This window comes from Brachymonas sp. J145 (assembly GCF_036312245.1).
GTDB classification, from domain to species: Bacteria; Pseudomonadota; Gammaproteobacteria; order Burkholderiales; family Burkholderiaceae_C; genus Brachymonas; species Brachymonas wangyanguii.
On record NZ_JAZDCI010000002.1, the window covers coordinates 296,689 to 322,185 of the forward strand.

General features: G+C 63.6%; 21 protein-coding genes, 1 tRNA gene and 1 pseudogene. 12 read left to right on the forward strand and 11 right to left on the reverse strand.

Going from position 1 to position 25,497, the window contains the following annotated elements:
* The first annotated feature begins 4 nt into the window (after positions 1–4).
* From cobJ to V1261_RS03735, 5 genes are all read left to right on the forward strand, one after another.
* Complete coding sequence (gene cobJ, locus V1261_RS03715; RefSeq protein ID WP_329770094.1) at positions 5–1,033, forward strand: precorrin-3B C(17)-methyltransferase; 1,029 nt, start codon at positions 5–7, stop codon at positions 1,031–1,033.
* Complete coding sequence (locus V1261_RS03720; RefSeq protein ID WP_329770095.1) at positions 1,030–1,398, forward strand: (2Fe-2S) ferredoxin domain-containing protein; 369 nt, start codon at positions 1,030–1,032, stop codon at positions 1,396–1,398. The genes cobJ and V1261_RS03720 overlap by 4 nt, the downstream gene beginning before the upstream one ends.
* Complete coding sequence (locus V1261_RS03725; protein ID WP_329770096.1) at positions 1,395–2,732, forward strand: cobyrinate a,c-diamide synthase; 1,338 nt, start codon at positions 1,395–1,397, stop codon at positions 2,730–2,732. Before V1261_RS03720 ends, V1261_RS03725 begins: the two co-directional genes overlap by 4 nt.
* A 112-nt stretch (positions 2,733–2,844) precedes the next feature.
* Positions 2,845–4,311 (forward strand): NAD-dependent succinate-semialdehyde dehydrogenase, encoded by a 1,467-nt coding sequence (locus tag V1261_RS03730; protein WP_329770097.1) that lies wholly within the window; start codon positions 2,845–2,847, stop codon positions 4,309–4,311.
* Positions 4,312–4,336: 25 nt separating this feature from the next.
* Positions 4,337–4,410: transfer RNA gene (locus tag V1261_RS03735), tRNA-Gly, on the forward strand.
* A 49-nt stretch (positions 4,411–4,459) separates the two neighbouring features.
* Here the strand turns inward: V1261_RS03735 and V1261_RS03740 are convergent.
* From V1261_RS03740 to V1261_RS03760, 5 genes are all read right to left on the reverse strand, one after another.
* Complete coding sequence (locus V1261_RS03740; RefSeq protein WP_329770098.1) at positions 4,460–5,416, reverse strand: alpha/beta hydrolase family protein; 957 nt, start codon at positions 5,414–5,416, stop codon at positions 4,460–4,462.
* A 118-nt stretch (positions 5,417–5,534) separates the two neighbouring features.
* Positions 5,535–6,851 carry an MFS transporter gene (locus V1261_RS03745; RefSeq protein ID WP_329770099.1) on the reverse strand — a complete coding sequence of 439 codons (1,317 nt, stop codon included), beginning with the start codon at positions 6,849–6,851 and terminating at the stop codon, positions 5,535–5,537.
* A gap of 342 nt (positions 6,852–7,193) precedes the next feature.
* Positions 7,194–8,699, reverse strand: coding sequence for an efflux transporter outer membrane subunit (locus V1261_RS03750; protein ID WP_329770100.1), 1,506 nt, complete (start codon positions 8,697–8,699; stop codon positions 7,194–7,196).
* The gene (locus V1261_RS03755) at positions 8,692–11,946 is read right to left on the reverse strand and encodes an efflux RND transporter permease subunit (protein WP_329770101.1); all 3,255 of its coding nucleotides are present in this window, start codon (positions 11,944–11,946) and stop codon (positions 8,692–8,694) included. The genes V1261_RS03750 and V1261_RS03755 overlap by 8 nt, the downstream gene beginning before the upstream one ends.
* A 12-nt stretch (positions 11,947–11,958) precedes the next feature.
* Positions 11,959–13,248 carry an efflux RND transporter periplasmic adaptor subunit gene (locus V1261_RS03760; RefSeq protein ID WP_329770102.1) on the reverse strand — a complete coding sequence of 430 codons (1,290 nt, stop codon included), beginning with the start codon at positions 13,246–13,248 and terminating at the stop codon, positions 11,959–11,961.
* A gap of 308 nt (positions 13,249–13,556) precedes the next feature.
* On the opposite strand from V1261_RS03760, the gene V1261_RS03765 reads away from it, so the two are divergent.
* The 3 genes from V1261_RS03765 to panC all read left to right on the forward strand — a co-directional run bounded on the left by V1261_RS03765 (position 13,557) and on the right by panC (position 15,944).
* Complete coding sequence (locus tag V1261_RS03765; RefSeq protein ID WP_329770103.1) at positions 13,557–14,186, forward strand: TetR family transcriptional regulator; 630 nt, start codon at positions 13,557–13,559, stop codon at positions 14,184–14,186.
* Positions 14,187–14,285: 99 nt separating this feature from the next.
* Complete coding sequence (gene panB / locus V1261_RS03770; RefSeq protein WP_329770104.1) at positions 14,286–15,074, forward strand: 3-methyl-2-oxobutanoate hydroxymethyltransferase; 789 nt, start codon at positions 14,286–14,288, stop codon at positions 15,072–15,074.
* 21 nt (positions 15,075–15,095) lie between these two features.
* Positions 15,096–15,944, forward strand: coding sequence for a pantoate--beta-alanine ligase (gene panC, locus V1261_RS03775; RefSeq protein ID WP_018715396.1), 849 nt, complete (start codon positions 15,096–15,098; stop codon positions 15,942–15,944).
* Positions 15,945–16,028: 84 nt separating this feature from the next.
* On the opposite strand, the gene V1261_RS03780 is transcribed toward panC, so the two are convergent.
* The 5 genes from V1261_RS03780 to V1261_RS03800 all read right to left on the reverse strand — a co-directional run bounded on the left by V1261_RS03780 (position 16,029) and on the right by V1261_RS03800 (position 20,486).
* On the reverse strand, positions 16,029–16,187 hold the full coding sequence (locus tag V1261_RS03780) for a hypothetical protein (RefSeq protein ID WP_018715397.1): 159 nt from the start codon (positions 16,185–16,187) through the stop codon (positions 16,029–16,031).
* Positions 16,188–16,272: 85 nt separating this feature from the next.
* The gene (locus V1261_RS03785) at positions 16,273–17,262 is read right to left on the reverse strand and encodes a DedA family protein/thiosulfate sulfurtransferase GlpE (RefSeq protein ID WP_329770105.1); all 990 of its coding nucleotides are present in this window, start codon (positions 17,260–17,262) and stop codon (positions 16,273–16,275) included.
* A gap of 123 nt (positions 17,263–17,385) precedes the next feature.
* Positions 17,386–18,918 (reverse strand): catalase, encoded by a 1,533-nt coding sequence (locus tag V1261_RS03790; RefSeq protein WP_329770106.1) that lies wholly within the window; start codon positions 18,916–18,918, stop codon positions 17,386–17,388.
* 203 nt (positions 18,919–19,121) lie between these two features.
* A complete protein-coding gene (locus V1261_RS03795) occupies positions 19,122–19,763 on the reverse strand; it encodes a CoA transferase subunit B (protein WP_329770107.1) in 642 nt (213 codons plus the stop codon).
* 21 nt (positions 19,764–19,784) lie between these two features.
* Positions 19,785–20,486: a CoA transferase subunit A gene (locus tag V1261_RS03800; protein WP_329770108.1), complete on the reverse strand. Its 702-nt coding sequence runs from the start codon at positions 20,484–20,486 to the stop codon at positions 19,785–19,787.
* Between the two features lie 81 nt (positions 20,487–20,567).
* Between V1261_RS03800 and V1261_RS03805 the strand changes: the two genes are divergently transcribed.
* Together V1261_RS03805 and V1261_RS03810 are read left to right on the forward strand one after the other, a co-directional pair.
* Positions 20,568–21,170 (forward strand): PAS and helix-turn-helix domain-containing protein, encoded by a 603-nt coding sequence (locus V1261_RS03805; protein WP_329770109.1) that lies wholly within the window; start codon positions 20,568–20,570, stop codon positions 21,168–21,170.
* 86 nt (positions 21,171–21,256) lie between these two features.
* On the forward strand, positions 21,257–21,853 hold the full coding sequence (locus V1261_RS03810) for a peroxidase-related enzyme (RefSeq protein WP_329770110.1): 597 nt from the start codon (positions 21,257–21,259) through the stop codon (positions 21,851–21,853).
* Positions 21,854–21,866: 13 nt separating this feature from the next.
* On the opposite strand, the gene V1261_RS03815 is transcribed toward V1261_RS03810, so the two are convergent.
* On the reverse strand, positions 21,867–22,304 hold the full coding sequence (locus tag V1261_RS03815) for an acyl-CoA thioesterase (RefSeq protein ID WP_329770111.1): 438 nt from the start codon (positions 22,302–22,304) through the stop codon (positions 21,867–21,869).
* A gap of 176 nt (positions 22,305–22,480) precedes the next feature.
* Between V1261_RS03815 and V1261_RS03820 the strand changes: the two genes are divergently transcribed.
* Both V1261_RS03820 and V1261_RS03825 read left to right on the forward strand, forming a co-directional pair.
* Positions 22,481–24,172, forward strand: coding sequence for an electron transfer flavoprotein-ubiquinone oxidoreductase (locus V1261_RS03820; RefSeq protein ID WP_329770112.1), 1,692 nt, complete (start codon positions 22,481–22,483; stop codon positions 24,170–24,172).
* 344 nt (positions 24,173–24,516) lie between these two features.
* Positions 24,517–25,497: pseudogene (locus V1261_RS03825) on the forward strand (IS3 family transposase); the annotation flags it as partial.

Below are 25,497 nucleotides of genomic sequence, written 5' to 3' on the forward strand. Positions count from 1 at the left end.
TTTCATGGACATGCCCACTTCTTCCGCTGCCGGCAACGGCAAGATCATGCTGGTCGGCATCGGCCCCGGCGATGCCGGCAACATGACGGCGCGTGCGCGCGCCGCGATTCAGGCAGCCGACACCATCATCGGCTACGTCACCTACATCAAGCTGGTAGCCGACCTGATCGAGGGCAAGGAGATCGTGCGCAAGAGCATGACCGAGGAGCTGGACCGCGCCATCGAGGCACTGGAGCGCGCACGCCAGGGCAAGAAGGTGGCGCTGGTGTCGTCGGGCGATGCCGGCGTCTACGGCATGGCCGGGCCCACGTTCGAGGTGCTGCTGCAGGCCGGCTGGGTGCCGCCGGCACAGCGCGAAGACGGCAGTTACGAGGACGGCATCCAGGTCGAGATCATTCCCGGCGCCTCGGCCATCAACGCCTGCGCGGCGCTGGTCGGCGCGCCGTTGACACATGATTTCTGCGCGATCTCACTGTCGGATCTGCTCACGCCCTGGCCGACGATTGCACGCCGGCTTGATGCCGCTGCTGCCGCCGATTTCGTCGTCGCGCTCTACAACCCCAAGAGCGGCCGCCGCACCCAGCAGATCCTGGAAGCGCAGCGCCTGTTCCTGCGCCACCGCGCACCGGAGACGCCGGTCGCCATCGTCAAGTCCGGCTACCGCCGCCGCCAGCAGATCACCCACACCACGCTGGCCGAGATGACCGATTGCGAGATCGGCATGCTCAGCACCGTGCTGATCGGCAACAGCAACACCTTTGTGCAACACGGCCTGATGGTGACGCCGCGCGGCTACGCCAACAAGTACGCGGTCGAAGGCAGCAAGCAGGCGCTGGCCGGAGAAAAGGCCGGCCGCTCGCTGAGCAGCGGCCTGAACGGCTGGCTGGACACGTTGCAGCAGGCGCATGCCGCCGGCAGCAGCATCGATCAACTGGCACAGGACTGGCGCCTGCCCGCCGACTACATCCGCCAGACGCTGGAACAGCCGCTGCAGGCACCTGCCAGCACCACCACCGAGGAGACCGAGGCATGAGCGACATCGTCCAGCCGAAAATCGGCAACTACCACCGCCACCTGCTGATCTGCACCGGTTCACGCTGCACCGCCGATGGCCAGTCACAGGCGCTGTACGACAGCCTGGGCGAGCGCTTCAAGGCCGCCGGCATCCAGGACGGCGCGCTGCGCGTCAAGCGCAGCCGCGTCAGCTGCTTTGCCGCCTGCAAGGGCGGCCCGATTGTCTGCGTGCAGCCCGATGGCACCTGGTACTACAACGTCACCTCCGACAATATGGACCGCATCATCGAGCAGCATCTGGTTGGCGGCCAGGTGGTGCAGGACCTGGTCTTCCACCAGGGTCCGGGCACTGGCTGCGAGCTGGGTGAGGACGATCCGGCATGAGCCGCTGCGTCGCCCTGCTGGTCGCCGCGCCGGCATCGCGCCAGGGCAAGACCACGCTCACCGCCGCCCTGGCGCGGCTGCACCGGCGCCAGGGCCGGCGCGTGCAAGTGTTCAAGTGCGGGCCGGATTTTCTCGATCCGCACTGGCACCAGCTTGCCAGCGGCCAGCCAGTCTACCAGCTGGACCTGTGGATCAATGGCGAGCCCGATGTGTGCGCGCGCCTGCATCGTGCCGCACAGCACAACGACATCCTGCTGATCGAAGGCGTGATGGGCCTGTACGACGGCCAGCCAAGCGCCGCCGATATCGCCCGCCTGCTCGGCATTCCGGTGCTGTGCATCGTCAGCGCCGCCGCCATGGCTGGCACCTTTGGCGCGCTGGCCCATGGCCTGCAGCACTACCCCGCTACCGATGGCAGCGCATTGCCCTGGGCCGGCGTCATCGCCAACCATGTCGGCAGCGCACGCCACGCGCAGATGCTGGCCGACAGCGTGCCGGACGGCAGTTTCTGGGGCCACCTGCCGCGCGATGCCGGCTTTGCCCTGCCGGAGCGCCACCTGGGCCTGGTGCCGGCGCAGGAACTGGCCGATGCCGACCAGCGCCTCGATGCCGTCGCCGATGCCCTGGCGCGCACGCGGCTCGGCCAGCTGCCCTGGTCAGCCGATGCCGGCTCGCCCAGCTGGCAGGATTGGGCCGTCGACTTTGCCGATCCGCAACTGCCTGCAGCGCCGCCCCTGCTGCAAGGCCAGACCATCGCCATCGCGCGCGATGCCGCGCTGTGCTTTGTCTACCAGGCCAATCTGGACACGCTGCAAGCGATGGGCGCAGAGCTGCGCTTCTTCAGCCCGCTGGCTGACGAGCCCCTGCCCGCCTGCGATGCGCTCTGGCTGCCCGGCGGCTACCCGGAGCTGCATGCCGACACGCTGGCCCGCGCCACGCGCACGCGCGACAGCGTGGCCGCGCATATCGCCGCCGGCAAGCCGGTCTGGGCCGAATGCGGCGGCATGCTGCTGCTGATGGAATCGGTCACGCTGAAGGATGGCAGCCGGCACCCGCTCTGGGGCCTGCTGCCGGGATCGGTCGCCTTGCAGCCACGGCTGGTGGCACTGGGCAGCCAGCAGCTGGACTGGGGCCATGGGATATTGCGCGGCCACACCTTTCACTATTCGCGCTGCGACACGCCGCTGCCGGTGCTGGCGTACAGCACCCGGCCCGACAGCACCGAACCGGTCGAGGCGCTGTATGGCCAGGGCAGCGTACTGGCAAGTTACTACCACGCCTGGTTCGCGTCCTGCCCGCAAGCCACAGCAACCCTGTTCCGGAGTAAGACATAGGACGGATTAGCGGCAAATTATCTTCATTTGCAACAAGTCATGCTAAAAAGCAGACTCCAGCCGGAACTATCGGCTTCATGCCTTGTCCAGCCCCACTTTTATCCGATACACCATGACTGCATCTCCCCTGGACCTGCTGAAAGACTCCTCCCTGCTCAAGACCCAAGGCCACATTGGCGGCCAATGGATAGAGACCAGCCACCACTTCGACGTGACCGATCCCGCTACCGGCGCCACCCTGGCGCGCGTGAGTGATCTTGGCACGGAGCACGCGCAGCAGGCGATTGCCGCCGCCGAAGCCGCCCTGCCCGGCTGGCGCAGCACCTCCGAGAAAAAACGTGCCCAATTGCTGCGCACCTGGTTCGAGCTGATCCTGGCCAACCAGGAAGATCTGGCCCGCATCATGACCGCCGAACAGGGCAAGCCGCTGGCCGAAGCGCGCGGCGAGGTCGCCTACGGGGCCAGCTTCATCGAATGGTATGCCGAAGAAGCCAAGCGCATCAACGGCGAACTGCTGGCCTCTTTCGACGCCAACAAGCGCATGGTCGTGATGCGCCAGCCAATCGGCGTCTGCGCGGCGATCACGCCCTGGAACTTCCCCAACGCCATGATCACGCGCAAGCTGGCTCCGGCGCTGGCCGCCGGCTGCACCGTGGTGCTCAAGCCGGCCGAGCTGACACCGCTGAGCGCGCTGGCCCTGGTCGAACTGGCGCAGCGTGCTGGCATCCCCGCCGGCGTGATCAACATCCTGCCCAGCTCCGACAGCAGCGCCATCGGCAAGGTGCTGTGCGAAAGCCCGGTGGTGCGCCATCTGAGCTTTACCGGTTCCACCGAGGTCGGCCGCATCCTGATGGAGCAGTGCGCCCCCACCATCAAGAAGCTGGCGCTGGAACTGGGTGGCAACGCCCCCTTCATCGTGTTTGACGATGCCGATCTGGGCAGTGCCGTCGATGGCGCCATGGCCAGCAAGTACCGCAACGCCGGCCAGACCTGCGTCTGCGCCAACCGCATCTATGTGCAATCCGGCATCTACGACAGCTTTGTCGAGCGCCTGGCAGAGCGCGTCAAGGCGCTGCAGGTCGGCAACGGCTTCGACGAAGGCGTGCAACAGGGCCCGCTGATCGAGCCGGCCGCGCTGGACAAGGTACGCGAGCATATCGCCGATGCCGTCAGCAAGGGCGGCCGCATCGTGGTGGGCGGCGAAGCGCTGCAGGGCCAGTTCTTCCAGCCGACGCTGATCGCCGACGCCACGCACGACATGCTGTGCGCCCGCGAGGAAACCTTTGGTCCGCTGGCGCCGGTGTTCCGTTTCGAGTCCGAGGATGAGGTCATCCAGCTGGCCAACGCCACGGAGTTTGGCCTGGCCAGCTATTTCTACAGCCGTGACATCGGCCGCGTGTTCCGCGTCAGCGAAGCGCTGGAATACGGCATTGTCGGCGTCAACACCGGCATCATCAGCACTGAACAGGCACCGTTTGGCGGCGTCAAGCAATCCGGCCTCGGCCGCGAAGGCTCGCGCCATGGCCTGGACGAGTATCTGGAGCTGAAGTATGTCTGTCTGGGGGATGCGGATCGCTGAGGCAGGCGTACAATCCGCTTCCAGTGCGGGCGTCGTTCAATGGCAGGACCTGAGCTTCCCAAGCTCAAGACGTGGGTTCGATCCCCATCGCCCGCTCCAGCCTGCAAGCCGTTGATCAACAACGGCTTTTTCTTTTCCCAAGACCGCCTCAGCGCGCCCCCTGCCCCGCCAGAAAGGTCCAGCGCTGCCCCGGCACCGCTTCCACCAGCGTGCCCTCCTGCAGCCACTGCAAGGCCACCGGCCAGAGCGAATCGGCATAACGCGCATGGAAATAGGCAAAGTGGCCAATGCCCTGCCCGTCCAGCTGCGCCGGGTCCAGCCGCAGGTGCTGGCGATTGCTGCCGCGGTAATAGTCCAGCAGCCGGTGCGTGGCCACCTCGGTGCCAAAAGGATCATCGGTCACGGTGAACGCCAGCCAGTCGGCAGCAACACGCCCATACTGCGCCACCAGCGCCTGCTGCTGCTCCGGCGTGCGCAGGCGTGCATCGTTCTTCCAGGTCTGCTCCAGCCGCTCGGTAGCGGCATTCCAGTCCTGCACGATGCCCGTCGGCGTATCTTCCAGCCAGCCGAGGCGCTTGCCCGGAAAATAGCCGAACAGCGCGGTGATGATCGGCATCACGATATGCCAGCGCAGGTACATCGGCACGCGCCGGTTGGCGGCATAGTCCGGCCAGTAGGCAAACTGCGAGCCCATGGCAAACACGCGCTCGATGCGGTGGCTGGACGGTGCCAGGCCCACCAGCAGGCCACCCACGCTGTGCGCCACCAGCTGGATCGGGCTGTCCGGAAACGCCCCGATCACATAGCGCAGCACGCCTTCAAAATCCTGCCCGCCCCAATCCAGCCAGTTGGCCTGGAAATGGCGCAGCTGCTGCGGCCGCGAATCGCCGATACCGCGGTAGTCATAGCAGACGACATGGAAGCCGTGGCTGTGCAGATAGCTGGCAAAGCGGCTGTAGTAGCGGCTCAGCACCGAGGTCGCCGGGTTGATGATCACCACCGGCGCTGCCGCTTCCGACTGCCGCCAGATGCGCGCATGCAGCGGATAGCCGTCCACCGCCGGGATCGTCAGGGTCTGGGAATCGGGGCGCTTGCCCTGGGTCATGCTGAAAAGCTCCTGTCACAACGTGGCAACGCGCATGCGGACCAGCGGTGCCTGCATGGGCGTCTGGGTCCGGTGCAGGACCTGCCTGCACCGCAACCGGTTTCGTCTGCCGATTACATCACGGCATCATCGCGGCGGAACGGCTCTTGTTGGTAAACGCCAGGGCAATCGCACCAATCAGGCCGGCAGCGCCAATCACCAGGAAGTTCTGCTGCAGCGGCAGGTTCATAGACACGATCAGGCCGATCAGCAGCGGCGCGGCAATGGCACCCAGACGGCCGATACCGCCGGACATGCCGATACCGGTGGAGCGGATCGCCGCCGGGTAGTACTGGCCGCAGTAGGCGTAGGCCACGATCTGTGCACCCGTAGTACAGGCACCGACACCAGCCACCACCAGGTACAGCAGGTTGGTCGACAGCTTGAAGGTCATGGCGTACAGGAAGGCGGCACCCAGTGCATACATGATCACCAGCACCCACTTGATGTCGAACTTGTCCGCCAGGCGGCCACCACCCACGGCACCCACGATGGCACCCAGGTTCAGCGCCATGAAGAAGGTCAGCGCGGAACCCAGCGAATAACCGGACATGGCCATCAGCTTGGTCAGCCAGGTGCTCAGGGCATAGACCATGAACAGGCCGGTAAAGAAGGCGATCCAGAACATCACGGTGGTCAGGCCACGGCCGTCCTGGAACAGCTGGCCAACAGAGGCACCGGCCTGCTTCGCATGCTGCGGCACTACCAGCTCATCCTGATCCGTCAGCTTCAGGCTCGGATCCATCGCGCCAACCACCTTGCGCAGTTCCTTGTCCTTGTTCTGGTTGTGCAGCACGGCCATGGATTCCGGCATGAACTTCAGGATAAAGGGAATCAGCAACACCGGCACACCAGCGGCAAAGAACACGATCTGCCAGCCAAAGTCGGCAATGAACTGCTTGCCGATCAGCGCCGCCAGAATGCCGCCAATGGCGTAGCCGGAGAACATGGCGGTGGTCATGAAGCTGCGGATGCGCTTGGGTGCAAACTCGGTCATCTGCGCCACGATGTTGGGCATCACGCCGCCAATGCCGAGGCCGGCAATGAAGCGCATCACGCTGAAGGAATACGGATCGTTGGTCAGGCCGGCAGCGGCAGTGAACACGCTGAACAGGAAAACGCACAGCGCAATCGTCCAGCGACGGCCAATGCGGTCAGCCAGCGCGCCCAGGAAAATGGCACCGAACATCATGCCGAACAAGGCCGAACTGGCCATGAAGCCAGCGGTGGTGGCATCCACGCCCATCTCGCTCATGATGGACGGCAGCGCGGCACCGGAAATGGCGATGTCATAGCCATCGATCACGATGACCAGAAAACACCAGAACAGGACATTGGCATGGAAGCCGTTGAAGCGGGCGCTGTCCGCCACCTGGTTGATATGAATTTGTCGCACGGGAAGAGTCTCCTGATCAAGTTGTCTGTGACGGTTTGTCTTGCGGTCAACCCCCACAGGCCGATGCGGCAAGGGCAGCCTCCAGGCAGTTCCGGTCTGCTACTGGTGCCGTGATTTTTGATTACGTTAACGTCAACGTCAATGATTTGACGTGGGTCAAAATGCATTTCTAGGGATCACCCTGATATGTTGCATGGCTTATCAACCACACACCAGCCCTCAGCGCAGCTCACTTTATCTTCAGGCAAATCAATGACATGGCTGATTTATGCTGCGCCGCACACAAAAAAGCCCTGTCATTGCTGACAGGGCTGGCTGCTCCGGAAATGGATCAGGAATGCATCAGTTGGCGCTGCTGCCGGCCGGCGCCGCTACCGGCACCGAGCCACCGGTGGCCGTGGTCGACGGCACGCCGGTCTGCTCCAGCAGGCCGCCACCCAGCACCTTGTACAGGTCGATGCGGTTGTTCATCACCTGCTGCTGCACGTTGACTAGCTGCTGCTGCTGGGCATAGCTCTGGCGCTGCGCGTCCAGCAGGTCCAGCGAGCTGGAAATGCCGTTCTCGTAGCGCATCGTCACCAGGCGCAGGCGCTCGGATTCGGCACGGTAGCTGCGCTGTTGCGAGGCCAGCTGGTCGGCCAGCGTGCTGCGTGCCACCAGGCCATCGGCCACTTCGCGGAAGGCGTTCTGGATCGACTTTTCGTACTGTGACACGGAGATATGCTTGCGTGCCTCGGCCAGATCCAGGTTCGACTGGTTGCGGCCCCAGTCGAAGATCGGCAGGTAGATCTGCGGCAGGAAGCTCCAGGCGCGGTTCGGGCCATCAAACAGGTTGTCCACCTCGCGGCTGACGCCACCGATATTGCCAGTCAGCGTGATGCGCGGGAAGAACGCGGCACGCGCCGCACCGATGTTGGCGTTGGCGGCCAGTAGCTGGTACTCGCTCTGGCGGATGTCCGGACGGCGCAGCAGCACCTCGGACGCCAGACCGACCGGCAGCGCATTGCGCGCTACCTGCTGGCCCAGCGGCAGTGCCTTGGGCAGGTTGGCCGGAACCGGCTGGCCGATCAGCAGCGCCAGCGCATTGCCGGCCTGCTCGCGCAAGCGCGTCTGCATGGCGTAATCGGCCTTGGCGGCCTCGATCAGCGTCTCGTTCTGGCGCAGGTCAATCGCCGAGGTAACGCCCGCACGGAAACGCAGTTGGGCCAGCTCGTAGGTCTTTTCGCGTGACTTCAGCGCCAGGCTGGAAATGCGCATTTGCTCGCTCGCCGCCTGCTGTGCCACGTAGGCACGCGCCACTTCGGCCACCAGCGCGATATGCGCGGAATCGCGCGCTTCACGCGTGCCCAGGTAGTTGCTCAGCGCCGACGAGGTCAGGTTACGCACGCGACCGAAGAAGTCCAGCTCGTAGCTCGGGATGGTGAGCATGCCGCCGTAAACGCTGCCAGTCACCGCCGCGCCGGTCGGCGATACATCCGCCGAGGTGCGCGAGCGGTTCATTTCCGCACCGGCACCCACGCCAGGCAGCAGATCGGCCCGCTGCAGGCCATACTGCGCGCGCGCTGCCTCGATATTCATCGCCGCCACGCGCAGGTCGCGGTTGTTTTCCAGCGCGATGCCGATCAGTGCCTTCAGGCGCGGGTCGGCGTAGTAGTTCTGCCAGCCGACGTCAGCAGCCGGGGTCTGGTCAATCGCCGCGGCGTTAGCGCTGGCCGCGCCCTGGATCGTCTGCGGCACCGGTGCCGCCGGACGCTCGTAGGTCGGCGCCAGGCTGCAGCCAGCCAAGGCCAGGGCGGCCGCGCCGGCCAGGGCGCTGCTGCGCAGCGCGGGGAAAGTCAGCTTAGTCATGCGAATCACCCTTCTTGTTCGGATTGTCCCTGGAGACGGAATGGGAGGCCGTCCAGGCTTCCTCCAGGGCATGCACGCGCTGGATTTCAGCTTCACCCACGGTGTGCAGCTTCTTCGCCGTCAGCGTTTCGCTGCGCGATGTGTCCTTGAACAGCTTGCGCACCACGATGAAGAAGATCGGCACCAGGAAGATCGACAGGAAGGTACCGATCAGCATGCCCCAGACCACGCCCGTGCCAATGGCACGCTGGCTGGCAGAGCTGGCACCGGAGGCAAAGTACAGCGGCACCACGCCCAGGATAAAGGCCAGCGAGGTCATCAGGATCGGGCGGAAGCGCAGGCGCGCCGCCACCAGGGCCGATTGCACCACGTTCTTGCCAGACGCCTCCAGATCCTTGGCGAATTCCACGATCAGAATCGCGTTCTTCGCTGACAGGCCAATCACCGTGATCAGGCCGACCTGGAAGTAGATGTCGTTCGGCATGCCACGCATCCAGACACCGAACAGCGTACCCAGCACGCCCAGCGGCACCACCAGAATCACCGACAGCGGGATCGTCCAGCTCTCGTACAGCGCTGCCAGGCACAGGAACACCGCCAGGATCGAGAAGGCATACAGGATCATCGAGGAGGAACCGGCCTTCTGCTCGTCCAGCGACTGGCCGGTCCATTCAAAGCCGATACCCTGCTGCAGCTGGCCGGCCATCTTTTCCATTTCGGCCATGGCATCGCCCGAGCTGTAGCCCGGTGCCGCCATGCCGGTGATCTTCATCGCCGGATAGCCGTTGTAGCGCGTCACCTGCATCGGACCGGTAATCCACTCGGCATTCACCAGGTTGGACAGCGGCACCAGTTCACCCCGGTTGTTCGGCACCGTCAGGCGCAGCACGTCGTCGGTGGACATGCGCATGGCAGCATCGGCCTGGATCGTGATGCGCGACAGGAAACCCTTGTTCGGGAAGTCATTCACGTAGCTGGAACCCAGCGACGAGGACAACGTGCTGGCAATCGAGGCCACGCTCACGCCCTGGGCGTAGGCAGCGTCGCGGTCAATCGTCAGCTGCCACTGCGGTGCGTCTTCCACGCCTTCAGGGCGCACACCGGCCAGCATCGGGTTTTGTGCGGCCATGCCGAGCAGCTGGTTGCGCGCCTGCAGCAGGGCATCATGGCCCAGCGCGGCACGGTCCTGCAGACGGAACACGAAACCGTTCGACGAGCCCAGTTCGGGAATCGCCGGCGGCGTCACGGCAATCATGAAGCCATCGCGCACCGCGCTCAGCGCGCCTGTAATGCGACCCGACAGCGACATCGCATCTTCACCCTTGCCGGAGCGCTCGCCCCAGTCCTTCAGCGTGGCAAACGCCAGCGCCATGTTCTGGCCCTGTCCGGAGAAGCTGAAGCCCTGGATCGACACCAGGTCGCTCACTTCCGGCTGCTGCATCACGAACTCGCCCGCCTGGGCCATCACGGCCTGCGTACGCTCCTGGGTCGCACCGGGCGGCAGCTGCGTGTTCAGGATCACCACGCCCTGGTCTTCCACCGGCAGGAAGGAAGTCGGCAGGCGCATGAACAGCAGTGCCACGCAGGCAATCACCGCCACATAAACGCCAACCGAGGCACCAATCTTGCGCACCACGCGCAGCAAGCCCGATTCATAGACCTTGGTGGTCTTGCGGAAGTTGCGGTTGAACCAGTTGAAGAAGGGACCGAACAGGCCGGTCTTGGGCGCATAGCCATGGCCCTTGGGAATCGGCTTGAGCATGGTGCCGCACAAGGCCGGCGTCAGCGTCAGCGCAAAGAAGCCCGAGAACGCGATCGATACCGCCATCACGATGGAGAACTGGCGGTAGATGTTGCCGGTCGCGCCGCTGAAGAAGGCCAGCGGAATGAACACCGACACCAGTACCACGGTAATACCGACCACAGCGCCGGAAATCTGGCTCATCGCCTTGATCGTGGCCTGCATGGGCGGCAAGCCCTCTTCGGCCATGATGCGCTCCACGTTCTCCACCACCACGATGGCGTCGTCCACCACGATACCGATCACCAGCACCATGGCAAACATGCTCAGGATGTTGATCGAGAAGCCGGCGGCCAGCATCACGGCAAAGGTGCCGAGCAGCGCCACGGGCACCACGATGGTCGGGATCAGCGTGTAGCGGAAGTTCTGCAGGAAGATGAACATCACCAGGAACACCAGGCCAATCGCCTCCAGCAGCGTCATCACCACCTTCTGGATGGAGATCTTGACGAAAGTCGAGGTGTCATACGGAATTTTCCACTCCACGCCTTGCGGGAAGAACGGCTGCATCTCGGCCATGCGTTCGCGCACCGCTGTCGCCGTCGCCAGCGCGTTGCCCGACGAGGTCAGCTGCACGCCGATCGCCACCGACGGCTTGCCGTTCATGTTGGAAGAGAAGCTGTAGGTCTCGATACCCACTTCGACGCGGCCGACATCCTTCATGCGCACGGTCGAGCCATCCGGATTGGCGCGCAGCACCATGTTCGCCAGTTCGTCGGCGTTCGTGATCTGGCCCGGCACCACGATGGTGGCGGTCATGGTCTGGCCCGGCGTTGCCGGCAGACCAGCCAGGTCACCACCGGAAATCTGGATGTTCTGGCTCTGGATCGCGTTGCTCACGTCCTGCATCGACAGGCCGTATCCCTGCAGCTTGCCCGGATCGGTCCAGACGCGCAGCGCCCGGCCGGAGGCAAACAGCTGGGCGCTACCCACGCCCTCGATACGCTGCACTTCCGGCAGCACGTTGCGGTTCACGTAGTCGGCCACGTCGTCACGCGTCACGCTCTCCGAGGTCGACTGGAACGCCAGGATCATCAGGAAGTTGGAGCTTGCCTTGTCGACGCGTACGCCAATCTGCTTGACCACCGCCGGCAGCTTGGGCTCGACGCGCGCCAGGCGGTTCTGTACGTCCACCTGGGCCAGGTTCGGGTCAGTGCCCGGCTCGAAGGTGACGTTCAACTCGCCACTGCCGTTGGACTGGGCCGTGTACTCAGTGTACATCAGGCCTTCGGCACCGTTCATTTCGCGCTCGATCACGGCGAGCACGTTCTCGTCCAGCGTCTGCGCCGTGGCACCCGGATAGGTCGCGCTCACACGGATGGTGGGCGGTGCCACCGAGGGGTACTGCGAGATCGGCAGTTGCGTGATCGACACGATTCCCGCCAGCATCACGAAAATCGCGATCACCCACGCGAAAATCGGACGCTCGATAAAAAACTTGGGCATGGAGAGCGCTCCTTAGTTGGCCGATGCGGCAGAGGCGGGCTGGCTGGCTGCAGTGGCGGCCGGCGCTGCAGAAGCGCCAGAGGCGGCCGGCGCAGCGCCGGATGCGGCAGCAGCCGGAGCCGCACCCGGCCCGCTCTTCTCGGTATACGGCACGGCATTCACCTTGGTCACGCCCGGGCGCAGCTTCATCACGCCATCGACGATCACCTGGTCACCGGCATTCAGGCCGCCGGTAATGATCCAGTTGCTGCCCTGGCTCGGGCCAACCTGTACCGGACGCGGGGCAAAGCTGCCGTCAGCAGCCACCACCAGCACGGTATCGCCCTGGCTGTTGCGCGTCACCGCCTGTTGCGGCACCAGCAGCGCATGCTCGAAGCGCGCCTGTTCCAGCTGCACGCGCACGTACAGGCCCGGGAACAGCAGGCGCTCGGGGTTGGGCACTTCGGCGCGCAGCGTCACCTGGCCGGTACTCTCATCGACGCTGACATCGGCAAACATCAGGCGGCCGTTGTGCGCGTAGACGCTGCCATCTTCCAGGATCACCTTCACTTCCGGATTGGTCACGCCACCGGCGGTGCCTTCGCTGAAGGAGCGGCGCAGCTTCATGATCTCGGTCGCCGACTGGGTGAAGTTGACCTTCAGCGTATCCAGCTGCTGGATGGTGGCCAGCAGCGTGCCTTCGGCGGCACGCACCAGCGCACCCTCGGTCGGGTAGCTGCGGCCGATACGGCCGGAGATCGGCGCCGTCACGCGCGCATAACCGACATTGATCTGGGCGCTGCGCACCGCGGCCTGACCGGCCAGCACCTCGGCACGGGCTGCCTGCTCGGCGGCCACGGCGTTATCGAATTCCTGCTTGCTGATGGCGTTGGCCGCCACCAGCGGACGATAGCGCTTCACCGTGGAGCTGGTCTGGCTCAGGTTGGCCTGGGCACGTGCCAGGCTGGCCCTGGCGCTTTGCAGCGCGGCCGCATAGGGTGCGTTGTCGATCTGGAACAGCGGCTGGCCGGCACGCACGTCACTGCCTTCGGCAAAGTAGACCCGCTGCACCACGCCATCCACACGCGCACGTACTTCGGCCACGCGCATCGATTCCAGACGACCCGGCAATTCCACCGTCTGCAGCACGGTGCTCGGCTGCACCGTGATCACGCCCACGGTGGGCGGCTGGTTCTGTGCCGCGCCCGCAGGACCAACTGCGCCCTCCTGCTTGTCGCCACAGGCGGTCAGGCTGAGCGCAGCTGCCACGGCAGCGGCCAGCGCCATGCCGCGCACGCGCTGGTTGGGATGGAAAGACATCATGCGGTTCTCCCTTTGGATCTTGGAATCGGGTTGTATGGGCGCCACGCGGCGCAAGGCTCTGAAAGACAACGGCAAAGCGGCTGCATGCAGCAGCCACTGGTCAAGGACAGGCCCGTGCCGGGCCGTGCGGACATTTTATGTTCCTGCGACCAGCCGATATCGGCGTGGCGCAACAGGACATTCCGCTGGCAGATCCAACATACATTCAAGAATGTATGTATATTGACGGCATCGGGACAAGCGCAAAGTATCGCAAAAAACTGAAGCCCCGCCATTTTTATATGTCTTTCCCAGCCTGAGGAATCGCCGTGAGAAGAACCAAGGAAGAAGCTGAACACACGCGGCAAAACCTGCTGAATGCCGCCATCACGGTATTCAACCAGCGCGGCGTGGCGCGTACCTCGCTGGACCAGATCGCGCGCGCCGCCGGCGTCACGCGCGGCGCCGTCTACTGGCACTTCCGCAACAAGGAACACCTGTTCGAGGCCTTGTGCGAGCGTCACCTGGACCGCATGCACGACGAGATGAACCAGGTGCTGCAGCATGACAGCCCACAGGCCTGGGACGAGCTGCTGGAAACCTATATCCGCTTCCTCGAACAGCTGGCGGTGGATGGGCCGGAGCGCCAGTTCCTGTCCATTCTGCACCTCAAGTGCGAAGACGCCAGCGACATGGAAGACATCACGCTGATCCTGAAGCGCTACCAGCACCTCTGGCACCGGCAGACGCTCCAGGCGCTGCACCTGGGCCAGCGCCATGGCCAACTGCCGGCCACGCTGCAGGTGGAACAGGCCTGCATCCTGCAGATGGCGACGTTTCTCGGCCTGCTCACCAACTGGCTCGGCGCACCTGACAGCCACGACCTGCCCGGCATGGCGCGTGCCATGGTGCACGCCACCATCGACATGATGCGCAGTCCTGCCTTGCAATCGGCCTGATGCCCTCCATCTGGGGCAAATCTGCGCCATTCTGGTGCAGGCATCCTACAATGCGCGCACGTCCGAGAATGTTCGCAGCACCAGCCAAGGAGGCCCTGCATGAAAAAAACCATTTCCGTCCTGCAGAAAATGAAGCAGGAAGGCCAGAAGATGGCCATGCTCACCTGTTATGACGCCAGCTTCGCCAGCGCCATGTCCAGCGCCGGCGTGGACATCCTGCTGGTCGGCGATTCGCTCGGCATGGTCTGCCAGGGCCGCAACTCCACCCTGCCGGTCACGCTGGACGACATGGTCTACCACACGCGCTGCGTGGCGCGCGGCGCCGGCGATGCGCTGGTGCTGTCCGACCTGTCCTTTGGCAGCTACCAGCAGAGCAAGGAGCAGGCGTTTGACAGCGCTGTCGCCCTGATGCAGGCCGGCGCTGAAATGGTCAAGCTCGAAGGCGGCGCCTTCATGGCACCCACAGTCGAATTCCTGGTGGCGCGCGGCATCCCGGTCTGCGCCCACATCGGCCTGACGCCGCAATCGGTGCACACGCTGGGCGGCTACAAGGTTCAGGGCCGTGGCGACCAGGCCGAACGCCTGCTTCAGGACGCACGCGCCCTGTCCGATGCCGGCGCGCAAATGGTGCTGATGGAAATGGTGCCGGCCGAACTCGGCGCCAAGGTCACGCGCAGCATCCCGGCCATCACCATCGGCATTGGTGCCGGCAAGGACACCGACGGCCAGGTGCTGGTGATGCACGACATGCTCGACGTCTTCCCGGGCCGCAAGGCGCGTTTCGTACGCAACTTCATGCAGGACGCCAGTTCCATCCACGAGGCCTTTGCCAACTACGTGCAGGCCGTGCGTGATGGCAGCTACCCGGCACCCGAACACAGCTACTGATTCCCCGAGTTTCCTGATTCCATGCAGATCCTGACCACTGTCGAAGCCCTGCGCGCCTGGCGCAAGCAGGCTGGCACCCTTGCCTTCGTGCCCACCATGGGCAACCTGCACGCCGGCCATATCCAGCTCTGTCACACCGCCATAGAGCGCATGCGCGCCGTGGGCGGCAAGGTGATCGTCTCCATCTTCGTCAACCCGATCCAGTTCGGCCCCGGCGAGGACCTGGACAACTACCCGCGCACCTTCGAGGCCGATTGCGAAAAACTGCAGGCAGCCGGCGTGGACGCGGTGTTCCACCCGTCCGTGCCGGAGCTCTACCCGCAAGGCGAGCAGCAGTATTTCGTCGAACCGCCAGCGATCCAGAACCTGCTCTGCGGCGAGTTCCGTCCCGGCCATTTCCGTGGCGTCGCCACCGTCGTGACCAAGCTGTTCAACCTGGTGCAGCCCGATCTGGCCGTGTTCGGCAAGAAGGACTACCAGCAGCTCAAGGTCATCGAAGGCATGGTGCGCGAACTCAACATGCCGATCGAGATCCTCGGCGTGGACACGCAGCGTGCCGAGGATGGCCTGGCGCTGTCCTCGCGCAACGGCTACCTGAGCGATGCCGAACGCGCCGAAGCGATCCGCCTGCGCCGCACGCTGGAACAGCTGGCCGATGCGATCCGGCAAGGCCGCCGCGACTACCCTGCCCTGTCAGCCGAAGCCCAACAGCTGCTCGACCAGCATGGCTGGCAGACCGACTACATCGCCATCAGCCGCCAGCACGACCTGCAGCCGGCCACGGCCGATGACCGCTCGCTGGTGATCCTGGCCGCCTCGCGCCTGGGCAAGACGCGCCTGATCGACAACCTCGAACTCGACCTGGCCTGATGCCGGCCGCCCACAACGACAAAAGGCTACCTTGCGGTAGCCTTTGCCGGTGGGTGCGCGCGACCGGATAGGCCGACGCCACCATCAACCCTGGTGCGGACGCTTGCCGGGGCGCTTCTTGTTGCGGATGTGGGAGCCGCGCTCCTGGCTGCGACGCTGGCCGTCGCCCTGCTTGATGCGGGGGGCGCCCGGCAGGGGCGGAGTAGCCTTGCGATCGGCTTCGGTAACGATCTTGTTGCCCATTTCTGACTCCTGGTGCAATTGTGGAAAACCGTTGATATTACCGCATGCTGACCGTTCTTGCAGCAGATTCCGCATAAACCGGGGTTTATACGCCACGCTGCAGCACGACATCGGCCTTGTTGCAGCGCGCCGGCAGATATTCCGACACCGGCTGCACGCCATGGCCAGCTTCCAGCCAGCCATCCAGCCCGCCCAGCAACGGCCAGACCTGGCGGAAACCCAGTCCGCGTAGCCGGCGCGCCGCCTGCGCCGCCGAGACATCGCCCGGGCAGTTGCAATACACCACGATCGGGCGCTCGCGCTCCTCGTCGCTCATTTGTGTACGCAGCTGCGCCATGTCCACGCGCTGCGCACCCGGCAGGCCGTCCGGCTCCAGCGCCGTCATCTCGCGTGAGCGCACGTCCAGGATCAGCGGCTGCCAGCCCTGCTGCATGCGCTGCATCAGTTCCTCCGGTGCCATGCGCACGATGGACTGCACCTGCTTCAGGCGGTGCCGCTGCCAGATGCGATAGCCGCCAAACAGCACGACCAGCACGCCCACCAGGCCGAGTGCCAGCCAGGTGGCCTGCTCCATCGCCGCCAGCACCTGCTCGATCTGGTGACGGAACACCAGGCCCAGCAGCAGGTAGGCCAGCGTCCAGACCAACGCCGCCACCGCGTCATAGAACACGAATTGCCAGAACGGCATGCGCATGGCACCGGTCATCGGCGGTGCCACCAGCGACACACCCGGAATGAACTTGGCCAGCACCAGCGAGCCGCCGCCCCAGCGCGTCAGCATGCCTTCACTTTCCAGCACGCAGCTGTCCGGCGACTGCGACACCCGGCACACCAGCCGCATGATGCGGCTGCCATAGTGGCGCCCCGCCGCATACCAGACCCAGTCAGCGATCACGTTGGCCAGCACCGACACCAGCAGCAAATCCAGCAGCGCCATGCGCTGCGTTGCGACCAGGCCGCCTGCCACCACGATCAGCGGTGCCGCCGGCACCGGCAAGCCCACGCGTGAGGCCAGCGTGACCAGAAAAACCAGCAGCAGGCCGTGCTGGTGCAGCAGATTGATCAGTTCTTGCATTCGGGGCAGTCTTGCAGGGAATGGCAGGGAGAAACAGTGGAATCAACAAAACCAGCCCCGCCTGCCGGAGCAGACGGGGCTGGTGCAGACGGAGGTGGTCTCCGTCAAGCCGATCTTACGGCATCAGGCCGGCAGTGCCACCAGCGGGTTGCCAAACATCGGGTCATCCTTCTTGGAGTCCAGGGCCTTCTGCAGGTCCAGACCCAGCGCCTTGGCGACACCAGCGCCGTAGGCCGGATCGGCCGCGTTGCAGTTGCGGATGTGGCGGAACTTGACGAATTCCGGCGCATCGCCCATGGCACGGGCGGTGTTGCCAAACAGCACTTCCTGCTGCTCGGGCGTCATCAGCTGGAACAGCTTGCGCGGCTGCTCGAAGTAGTTGCTGTCGTCCTCGTGGAAGCTCCAGTGCTTGGCGTCACCAGTGATCTTCAGCGGCGGCTCCTCGAACTCGGGCTGTGCCTGCCACTGGCCGAAGCTGTTCGGCTCGTAGTGCGGCAGGCCGCCGTAGTTGCCATCCACACGGCCGATACCGTCGCGGTGGTTGCTGTGCACCGGGCAGCGCGCGGCGTTGACCGGAATCTGCTGGTAGTTGGTGCCCAGGCGGTAGCGCTGTGCATCGGCGTAGTTGAACAGGCGCGACTGCAACATGCGGTCCGGGCTGGCACCAATGCCGGGTACCAGGTTGCCCGGGGCAAACGCACTCTGCTCGACGTCGGCAAAGAAGTTTTCCGGATTGCGGTTGAGCTCGAACTCGCCCACTTCGATCAGCGGATAGTCGCCCTTGTACCAGACCTTGGTCAGGTCGAACGGGTGCAGCGGGTACTTCTCGGCATCGGCCTCGGGCATGATTTGCACGTACATGGTCCACCTCGGGAACTCGCCACGCTCGATCGCCTCGTACAGGTCCTTCTGATGGCTTTCACGGTCCTGGCCCACCAGTTCGGCGGCTTCGGCATCGGTCAGGTTCTTGATGCCCTGCTGGGTGCGGAAGTGCATCTTGACCCAGAAGCGCTCGCCGTCCTTGTTCCAGAAGCTGTAGGTGTGCGAGCTGAAGCCGTGCATGTGGCGGTAGCTGGCCGGAATGCCGCGGTCGCTCATCACGATAGTGACCTGGTGCAGCGCTTCCGGGTTGAGCGTCCACCAGTCCCAGTTGTTGGTGGCAGAGCGCATATTGGTGCGCGGGTCGCGCTTGACCGCCTTGTTCAGGTCGGGGAACTGGCGCGGGTCACGGATGAAGAACACCGGCGTGTTGTTGCCGACCATGTCCCAGTTGCCTTCTTCGGTGTAGAACTTCAGGGCAAAGCCACGGATATCGCGCTCGGCATCGGCCGCACCGCGCTCGCCGGCGACGGTGGTGAAGCGGGCAAACATCTCGGTCTTCTTGCCGACTTCGCTGAAGATGGCGGCGCGGGTGTACTTGGTGATGTCCTTGGTCACGGTAAAGGTACCGAAAGCACCCGAGCCCTTGGCGTGCATGCGGCGCTCCGGAATCACCTCACGCACGAAATTGGCCAGCTTTTCCTGCAGCCAGACATCCTGCGCCAGCAGCGGACCACGTGCGCCGGCGGTCAGGCTGTTGCGGTTGCTGGGCACCGGCGCACCGAAATCGGTGGTCAGATGAGTGACGGGACAGCGGGGCTTGTTGTCGTCTTGCATGGTGGCGCTCCTGGTTGAATAGATAAGGGAAATAGGGCCTGCCGCAGTAGTGTCGAGCAGGTTCATGCATGATGCACGAAACGCCAGAAAAAATGAATTCAATTGAATTTAATAAGGTGATTGTTTTCTTCTAAATGTAACGACAAACAAAAACCGCCTGCGGCCAAGGCTGCAGGCGGTGGTTCAAATGCGCATGCCAGTGCTTACTGGATTAGCGGCACACCCGTCTTCGATTGCACTTCCTCAAAAGTCACTTCCGGCGCCAGTTCCAGCACCTTCAGGCCTTCGGGAGTCACGTCAAACACGCCCAGGTCGGTGATGATCATGTCCACCACGCCCACGCCTGTCAGCGGCAGCGTGCACTCGGGCAGGATCTTCATGTCGGTGGTGCCGTCCTTCTTCTTGGCCACATGCTCCATCAGCACGATCACGCGCTTCACGCCGGCCACCAGGTCCATCGCGCCGCCCATGCCCTTGACCATCTTGCCCGGAATCATCCAGTTGGCCAGGTCACCCTTGGCGGTCACCTGCATGGCGCCCAGAATGGACAGGTTGATCTTGCCGCCACGGATCATGGCGAAGGACTGGTCGCTGCCAAAAATGGACGAGCCCTTGATGGTGGTCACGGTCTGCTTGCCCGCGTTGATCAGGTCGGCGTTCACTTCATCTTCCGTCGGGAACGGGCCGATGCCCAGCATGCCGTTTTCGCTCTGCAGCCAGACTTCCTTGTCGTCCGGTACATGGTTGGCCACCAGCGTCGGAATGCCGATGCCGAGGTTCACGTAGAAGCCGTCCTGCAGCTCCTGGGCTGCGCGCGCAGCCATCTGGTCTTGGGTCCATGCCATGGTGATGTCTCCTGAATCTGTTTACTTGCTCTCGCGGGTGGTGCGCTTCTCGATGCGCTTCTCGGGCGTGGGGTTGTGCACGATGCGGTGCACGTAAATGCCCGGCAGGTGCACGTCATCGGGGGCGATTTCGCCGGTTTCCACGATGCGCTCGACTTCCACGATGCAGATCTTGCCGGCAGTGGCAGCAGCCGGGTTGAAGTTGCGGGCCGTCAGGTTGAAGCGCAGGTTGCCGCTGCGGTCAGCCACATCGGCCTTGACCAGCGCCACCTCGGGGAACAGGCCGTGCTCCATCACATAGGTTTCGCCGTTGAACTCGCGCAGTTCCTTGCCTTCGGCCACCAGCGTACCAACGCCGGTCTTGGTAAAGAAGGCCGGGATGCCGGCGCCGCCAGCACGCAGCTTCTCGGCCAGCGTGCCCTGCGGCGTGAATTCCAGTTCCAGCTCGCCCGCCAGGTACTGGCGCTCGAATTCCTTGTTCTCGCCCACGTAGGAAGAGATCATCTTCTTGATCTGGCGCGTTTCCAGCAGCTTGCCCAGACCAAAACCGTCCACGCCGGCGTTGTTGGAAATCACCGTCAGGTCCTTCACGCCGCTGGCGCACAGGGCGTCGATCAGCGCTTCCGGAATGCCGCACAGGCCGAAGCCGCCCACGGCCAGCAGCTGGCCATCCTTCACCACGCCCTGGAGCGCTTCAGCCGCGCTCGGATAAATCTTGTTCACGCTTGTCTCCTGATAATGTCAAAACAGCTCTACGATACTACGTATTCGTCTACGTAGTATTGCGTAATGGACAACACGCATATGCCATCCAGCCCCATGGAATCGCCCTTCCCCGCCAGCGCCGACTACCGCTGGGCCTTTGACCTGGCGCCCATCGGCCTGATTCTGTCACGCCAGCGCACCATCGTCGACTGCAACCAGAAGGTCTGTGAGCTTTTCTGCGTCGAGCGCGAGGACTTGCTGCAGCAGAGCTTTGCCATCCTCTACCCGAGCCAGGACGAGTTCCAGCGTACCGGCGAGCGCATCGCCCAGCCGCTGATGCACCATGGCAGCTACCGCGACGAGCGCATCATGCGGCGCGTCGGTGGCCGCTTTGCCGGCGAGCTGTTCTGGTGCCGCGTGGCCGGCCGTGCGCTGGACCGCAGTGATCCGCATGCCGCCGGCATCTGGAGCTTCGAGGACATCGATAGCCGCCAGCCGCTCACGCCCGACCGCGCCACGCTCACCCCGCGTGAGCGCGAGGTCGCCAGCCAGCTGCTGACCGGCCTGACTTCCAAGGAAATCGCGCGCGTGCTGAACCTGAGCCACCGCACGGTCGAGGTGCACCGCGCCAGCCTGATGCGCAAGTACGACACCAGCACCACCGCCGCACTGATCCAGAAGCTGATGGCCGGTTCGCCCTGACCGCCAATTCCGTGGAACACCCGATAGGCAGACCGCATCCAGCCGGTCTAGCATGCAAGGCTGTACCTACTTTCCCCCATCACGCCATGACCGACACCCAGCAGCGCTACCCCTTCCCCGCCCTGGAGAATCTGCCCGACGATATCCGCGACACCATCCTGGCGGTGCAGGAAAAGACCGGCTTCGTGCCAAACGTGTTCCTGCAGCTGGCGCGCCGCCCGGCCGAATGGCGCGCCTTCTTCGCCTACCACGATGCCCTGATGCTGCGCGAGGAGAGTTCGCTGACCAAGGCCGAGCGCGAAATGATCATCACCGCCATCAGCGCCCAGAACGAATGCCTGTACTGTGTGCTGGCGCATGGCGCGCTGCTGCGCATCTTCAAGCGCGACCCGCTGATCGCTGACCAGGTCGCCATCAACTACCGCACTGCCCACCTCAGCCCGCGCGAACGCGCCATGCTGGACTTTGCCAGCAAGGTCAATCAGGCCTCGCATACCCTGTGCGATGCCGATTTAGAGACCCTGCGCGCGCACGGCTTCGACGACGAAGACATCTGGGATATCGCCAGCATCACCGGCCTGTTTGGCCTGAGCAACCGCATCGTCGCCTTTACCGGCATGGAGCCGAATCCGGAGTTCTACCTGATGGGGCGCCAGCCGCGCAAGAAGCCGGCCGAAGCCTGAAACACGACAGCGCTTACTGCGCCGGCAGCACCTGCAGGATGCCGTCGCGCAGCCAGTCCGGCAGCGCCACCGCCTTGCCGGCGGCGTAATCGACCCAGACCATGGTGCAGCCACCATCGGCCACGATGGTGTCGGGCTGGCCATCGTGCTCGATCGTCATCCACATGTCGCAGGAGCTGCGGCCCACGCTGTTGACGAACAGGCGGATGCGCAGCTGTGCCGGATATTCGAGCTGGCGGTAGAAGTTGCAGAACACATTGGCCACCACCGGGCCCTCGCCGCTCTCGACCATGGTGCCACGCGCCTCGACCAGCCAGCGCACGCGCGCCTCCTCGAAATAGCGCACATACAGCGTGTTGTTCAAATGGGCAAAGGCATCCATGTCGCCCCAGCGCATGGACAGCACGGTTTCATAAACCTGGTATTTCTCTTGGGGCAAAGGCAGTTTCATGGGATTCGTTTTCGCTAGGTGGAACAAAGGCCATATGGCAGGCGCACATTCGGTCGATTTTGTCAGAAACCGGGCGTGCACTGCACCATTTGTCCCTACAATGTGAAAAATTGTCATGCAGACGCCAGCTTAGGCTCGTGTCTGTGTCCGCTAGCTAGAAACAAGAGGGAGACACCATGACCCCACAGCAAATCCTGGAACAATTCGGTCCGCGTGAATCGATGGAATACGATGTGGTCATCGTTGGCGGCGGTCCCGCCGGCCTGTCCACCGCCATCCGCCTGAAGCAGCTGGCGGCCGAAAAAGAGCAGGAAATCAACGTTGTCGTGCTGGAGAAAGGCTCCGAGCCCGGTGCCCATATCCTGTCCGGCGCCACCTTCGACCCGCGCGCCCTGAGCGAACTGATCCCCGACTGGAAGGAAAAAGGTGCTCCGCTGGACCAGCCGGTCAAGGAAGATGCCTTCCTGACACTGAAGGAAAACTCCGCCAGCCGCCTGCCCAACTTCCTGCTGCCCAAGTGCTTCCACAACGAAGGCAACTACATCATCAGCCTGGCCGACCTGACGCGCTGGCTCGGCCAGCAGGCCGAAGAGCTGGGCGTGGAAATCTTCCCGGGCTTTGCCGCCGCCGAAGTGCTGTACAACGACGACGGCTCGGTCAAGGGCGTTGCCACCGGCAACATGGGTATCGGCAAGGACGGTGAACCCTCCGACGCCTTCCAGCTCGGCATGGAACTGCATGCCAAGTACACCATCTTCGCCGAAGGCTGCCGCGGCCACCTGGGCAAGCAGCTGATCGAGCACTACCAGCTCGACGCCGGCAAGGATCCGCAGGCCTACGGCATCGGCATCAAGGAGCTGTGGGAAGTCGATCCGTCCCGCCACGAACCCGGCCTGGTGCTGCACACCGCCGGCTGGCCGCTGGATGACGATACCTACGGTGGCTCCTTCATGTACCACTTTGGCGACAACAAGGTCGTGGTCGGTTTCGTCGTTGGCCTGGACTACCAGAACCCCTGGCTGAGCCCGTTCGAGGAGTTCCAGCGCTTCAAGACGCACCCCAACATCAAGTGGTACTTCACCGACAAGGACGGCAATGTCAACGCCAAGCGCCTGAGCTATGGCGCGCGCGCCATCACCGCCGGCGGCCTGCTGAGCCTGCCCAAGACGGTGTTCCCGGGCGGCGCCCTGGTCGGTGACGATGCCGGCTACCTGAACGCCAGCCGCATCAAGGGCAGCCACGCCGCCATCAAGACCGGCATGCTGGCCGCCGAAGCCGCCTTCGACGCCATCGTCGCAGGCCGCCAGCACGACGAGCTGAGCGCCTACCCGGCCGCATTTGAATCCAGCTGGCTGTACGACGAGCTGAACAAGGCGCGCAACTTCAAGTACTGGTTCGGCAAGGGCCGCGACAAGGCGACCATCATGACCGGTATCGAGCAGAAGCTGTTCGGCGGCAACATGCCCTGGACCAAGCACCGCACCAAGGCCGACCACGTCAAGCTGAAGCCGGCCGCCGAGTGCCAGAAGATCGAGTATCCCAAGCCCGATGGCAAGCTGACCTTCGACCGCCTGAGCAGCGTGTTCATTGCCAACGTGCACCACGAGGAAAACCAGCCGGCGCACCTGACGCTGAAGGATCCGAACGTGCCGGTCAGCGTCAACCTGGCCAAGTACGGCGGCCCCGAGGCGCGCTACTGCCCGGCGGCGGTGTACGAATTCGTCGCCAACGACGACGGCAGCCAGCGCCTGCAGATCAACGCCGCCAACTGCGTGCACTGCAAGACCTGCGACATCAAGGACCCGACCCAGAACATCGTCTGGGTCACGCCGGAAGGCGGTGGTGGTCCCAACTACGGCAGCATGTAAGTTGCCTGCTTCTTCTGTCGGCAATAGCTGGCAGATGATGCGATACAAGCCCCTGCGTCTGTTGCCGCCGGGGCTTGATTGTTTTCTGCATCAGTCTTTTTTTCGACAGGATTCCTCAATCTATAATTAATACTTAATATCTAAATCATGAGGAAGTCATGTTCCAACATTGCCGGCCATCCGGAGAGTACAGACATCGCAACAACTTGCTAGCCGTATACATCATGTATACAATACAGCCATGATCATCAGTTTCCAGCACAAGGGTCTGGAAGCTTTTTATCTCTCTGGTGACCCGTCCTGCCATAGGTTGACACTTTTCTTCATCAGGAAAGGAAAGAGTCATGGAAACAAGGGTCAAGCGCACACAGCGCGATTACACGCTAGCCTTCAAGTTGGCCGTCGTGGAACAAGTGGAAAAAGGCGAACTGACGTACAGGCAGGCGCAGGCCAGATATGGCATTCAAGGACGTTCAACGGTGTTGACGTGGCTGCGCCGCCATGGTCGCCAGAATTGGGACTCCATGGCATCATCGGCGATCATGCCGATCGACAAACTCTCCACCGAACTTACCCCAGAGCAGCAAATCAAGGCACTGCAAGTGCAGTTGGCCCAAGCACAGGAGAAGGCCAGGTTGTTTGAAGCGGTGCTCGACGTCCTTAAGAAGGATTACGGCGTGCGTGTCGTAAAAAAGCCTTCGGGCAAGTCCTTGAGCAAGGGCTCGTGCAAGGGCTGAGCATCAGCAGGGCCTGCCAGTACATGGGCATGAGCCGGCAAGCGTACTACCAGGGGCGCCAGCGACACACGCAGTGCATGGAGCGTGCACAGACCGTAGTGCAGCTGGTGCGGCAGCAACGTATGCGTCAGCCCCGCGTGGGTACACGCAAGTTGCATCACATGCTGCGCGAGCCCTTGCAAGAGGCGGGCATCAAGATGGGGCGCGACACCTTGTTCGATGTACTGCGCAACGCCCGCCTGCTCGTGCCCCATCGCCGTGCCTATCACAAGACCACTGACAGCCATCACCGGTTCAGACGCCACCCCAACTTGCTCAAGGTTGGAGAGGGGCAAGTACAGGCAACAGGCAGCGAACAGGTATGGGTCGCTGATATCACCTATTTGCCTACAGCAGGCAAGTTCGTCTACTTGAGCCTGGTGACGGATGCGTATTCACGCAAGATTGTGGGCTGGCATGTGCACGAGAGTCTGCAGACCGAGGAGGTTGCGCAGGCGATGAAGATGGCATTGCGCACGCGACAGACGCGCCAGCGGCTGGTACATCATTCGGACAGGGGAATACAGTATTGCGCGACACACTATCAGG

Coding starts and splice junctions, on each gene's coding strand:
- V1261_RS03755 (WP_329770101.1), bottom strand. CDS start 11,946: ATGCCCAAGTTTTTTATCGAGCGTCCGATTTTCGCGTGGGTGATCGCG.
- V1261_RS03725 (WP_329770096.1), top strand. CDS start 1,395: ATGAGCCGCTGCGTCGCCCTGCTGGTCGCCGCGCCGGCATCGCGCCAG.
- V1261_RS03750 (WP_329770100.1), bottom strand. CDS start 8,699: ATGACTAAGCTGACTTTCCCCGCGCTGCGCAGCAGCGCCCTGGCCGGC.
- panB (WP_329770104.1), top strand. CDS start 14,286: ATGAAAAAAACCATTTCCGTCCTGCAGAAAATGAAGCAGGAAGGCCAG.
- V1261_RS03805 (WP_329770109.1), top strand. CDS start 20,568: ATGCCATCCAGCCCCATGGAATCGCCCTTCCCCGCCAGCGCCGACTAC.
- V1261_RS03790 (WP_329770106.1), bottom strand. CDS start 18,918: ATGCAAGACGACAACAAGCCCCGCTGTCCCGTCACTCATCTGACCACC.
- V1261_RS03795 (WP_329770107.1), bottom strand. CDS start 19,763: ATGGCATGGACCCAAGACCAGATGGCTGCGCGCGCAGCCCAGGAGCTG.
- V1261_RS03730 (WP_329770097.1), top strand. CDS start 2,845: ATGACTGCATCTCCCCTGGACCTGCTGAAAGACTCCTCCCTGCTCAAG.
- V1261_RS03780 (WP_018715397.1), bottom strand. CDS start 16,187: ATGGGCAACAAGATCGTTACCGAAGCCGATCGCAAGGCTACTCCGCCC.
- V1261_RS03785 (WP_329770105.1), bottom strand. CDS start 17,262: ATGCAAGAACTGATCAATCTGCTGCACCAGCACGGCCTGCTGCTGGTT.
- V1261_RS03815 (WP_329770111.1), bottom strand. CDS start 22,304: ATGAAACTGCCTTTGCCCCAAGAGAAATACCAGGTTTATGAAACCGTG.
- cobJ (WP_329770094.1), top strand. CDS start 5: ATGGACATGCCCACTTCTTCCGCTGCCGGCAACGGCAAGATCATGCTG.
- V1261_RS03820 (WP_329770112.1), top strand. CDS start 22,481: ATGACCCCACAGCAAATCCTGGAACAATTCGGTCCGCGTGAATCGATG.
- V1261_RS03810 (WP_329770110.1), top strand. CDS start 21,257: ATGACCGACACCCAGCAGCGCTACCCCTTCCCCGCCCTGGAGAATCTG.
- V1261_RS03740 (WP_329770098.1), bottom strand. CDS start 5,416: ATGACCCAGGGCAAGCGCCCCGATTCCCAGACCCTGACGATCCCGGCG.
- V1261_RS03720 (WP_329770095.1), top strand. CDS start 1,030: ATGAGCGACATCGTCCAGCCGAAAATCGGCAACTACCACCGCCACCTG.
- panC (WP_018715396.1), top strand. CDS start 15,096: ATGCAGATCCTGACCACTGTCGAAGCCCTGCGCGCCTGGCGCAAGCAG.
- V1261_RS03760 (WP_329770102.1), bottom strand. CDS start 13,248: ATGATGTCTTTCCATCCCAACCAGCGCGTGCGCGGCATGGCGCTGGCC.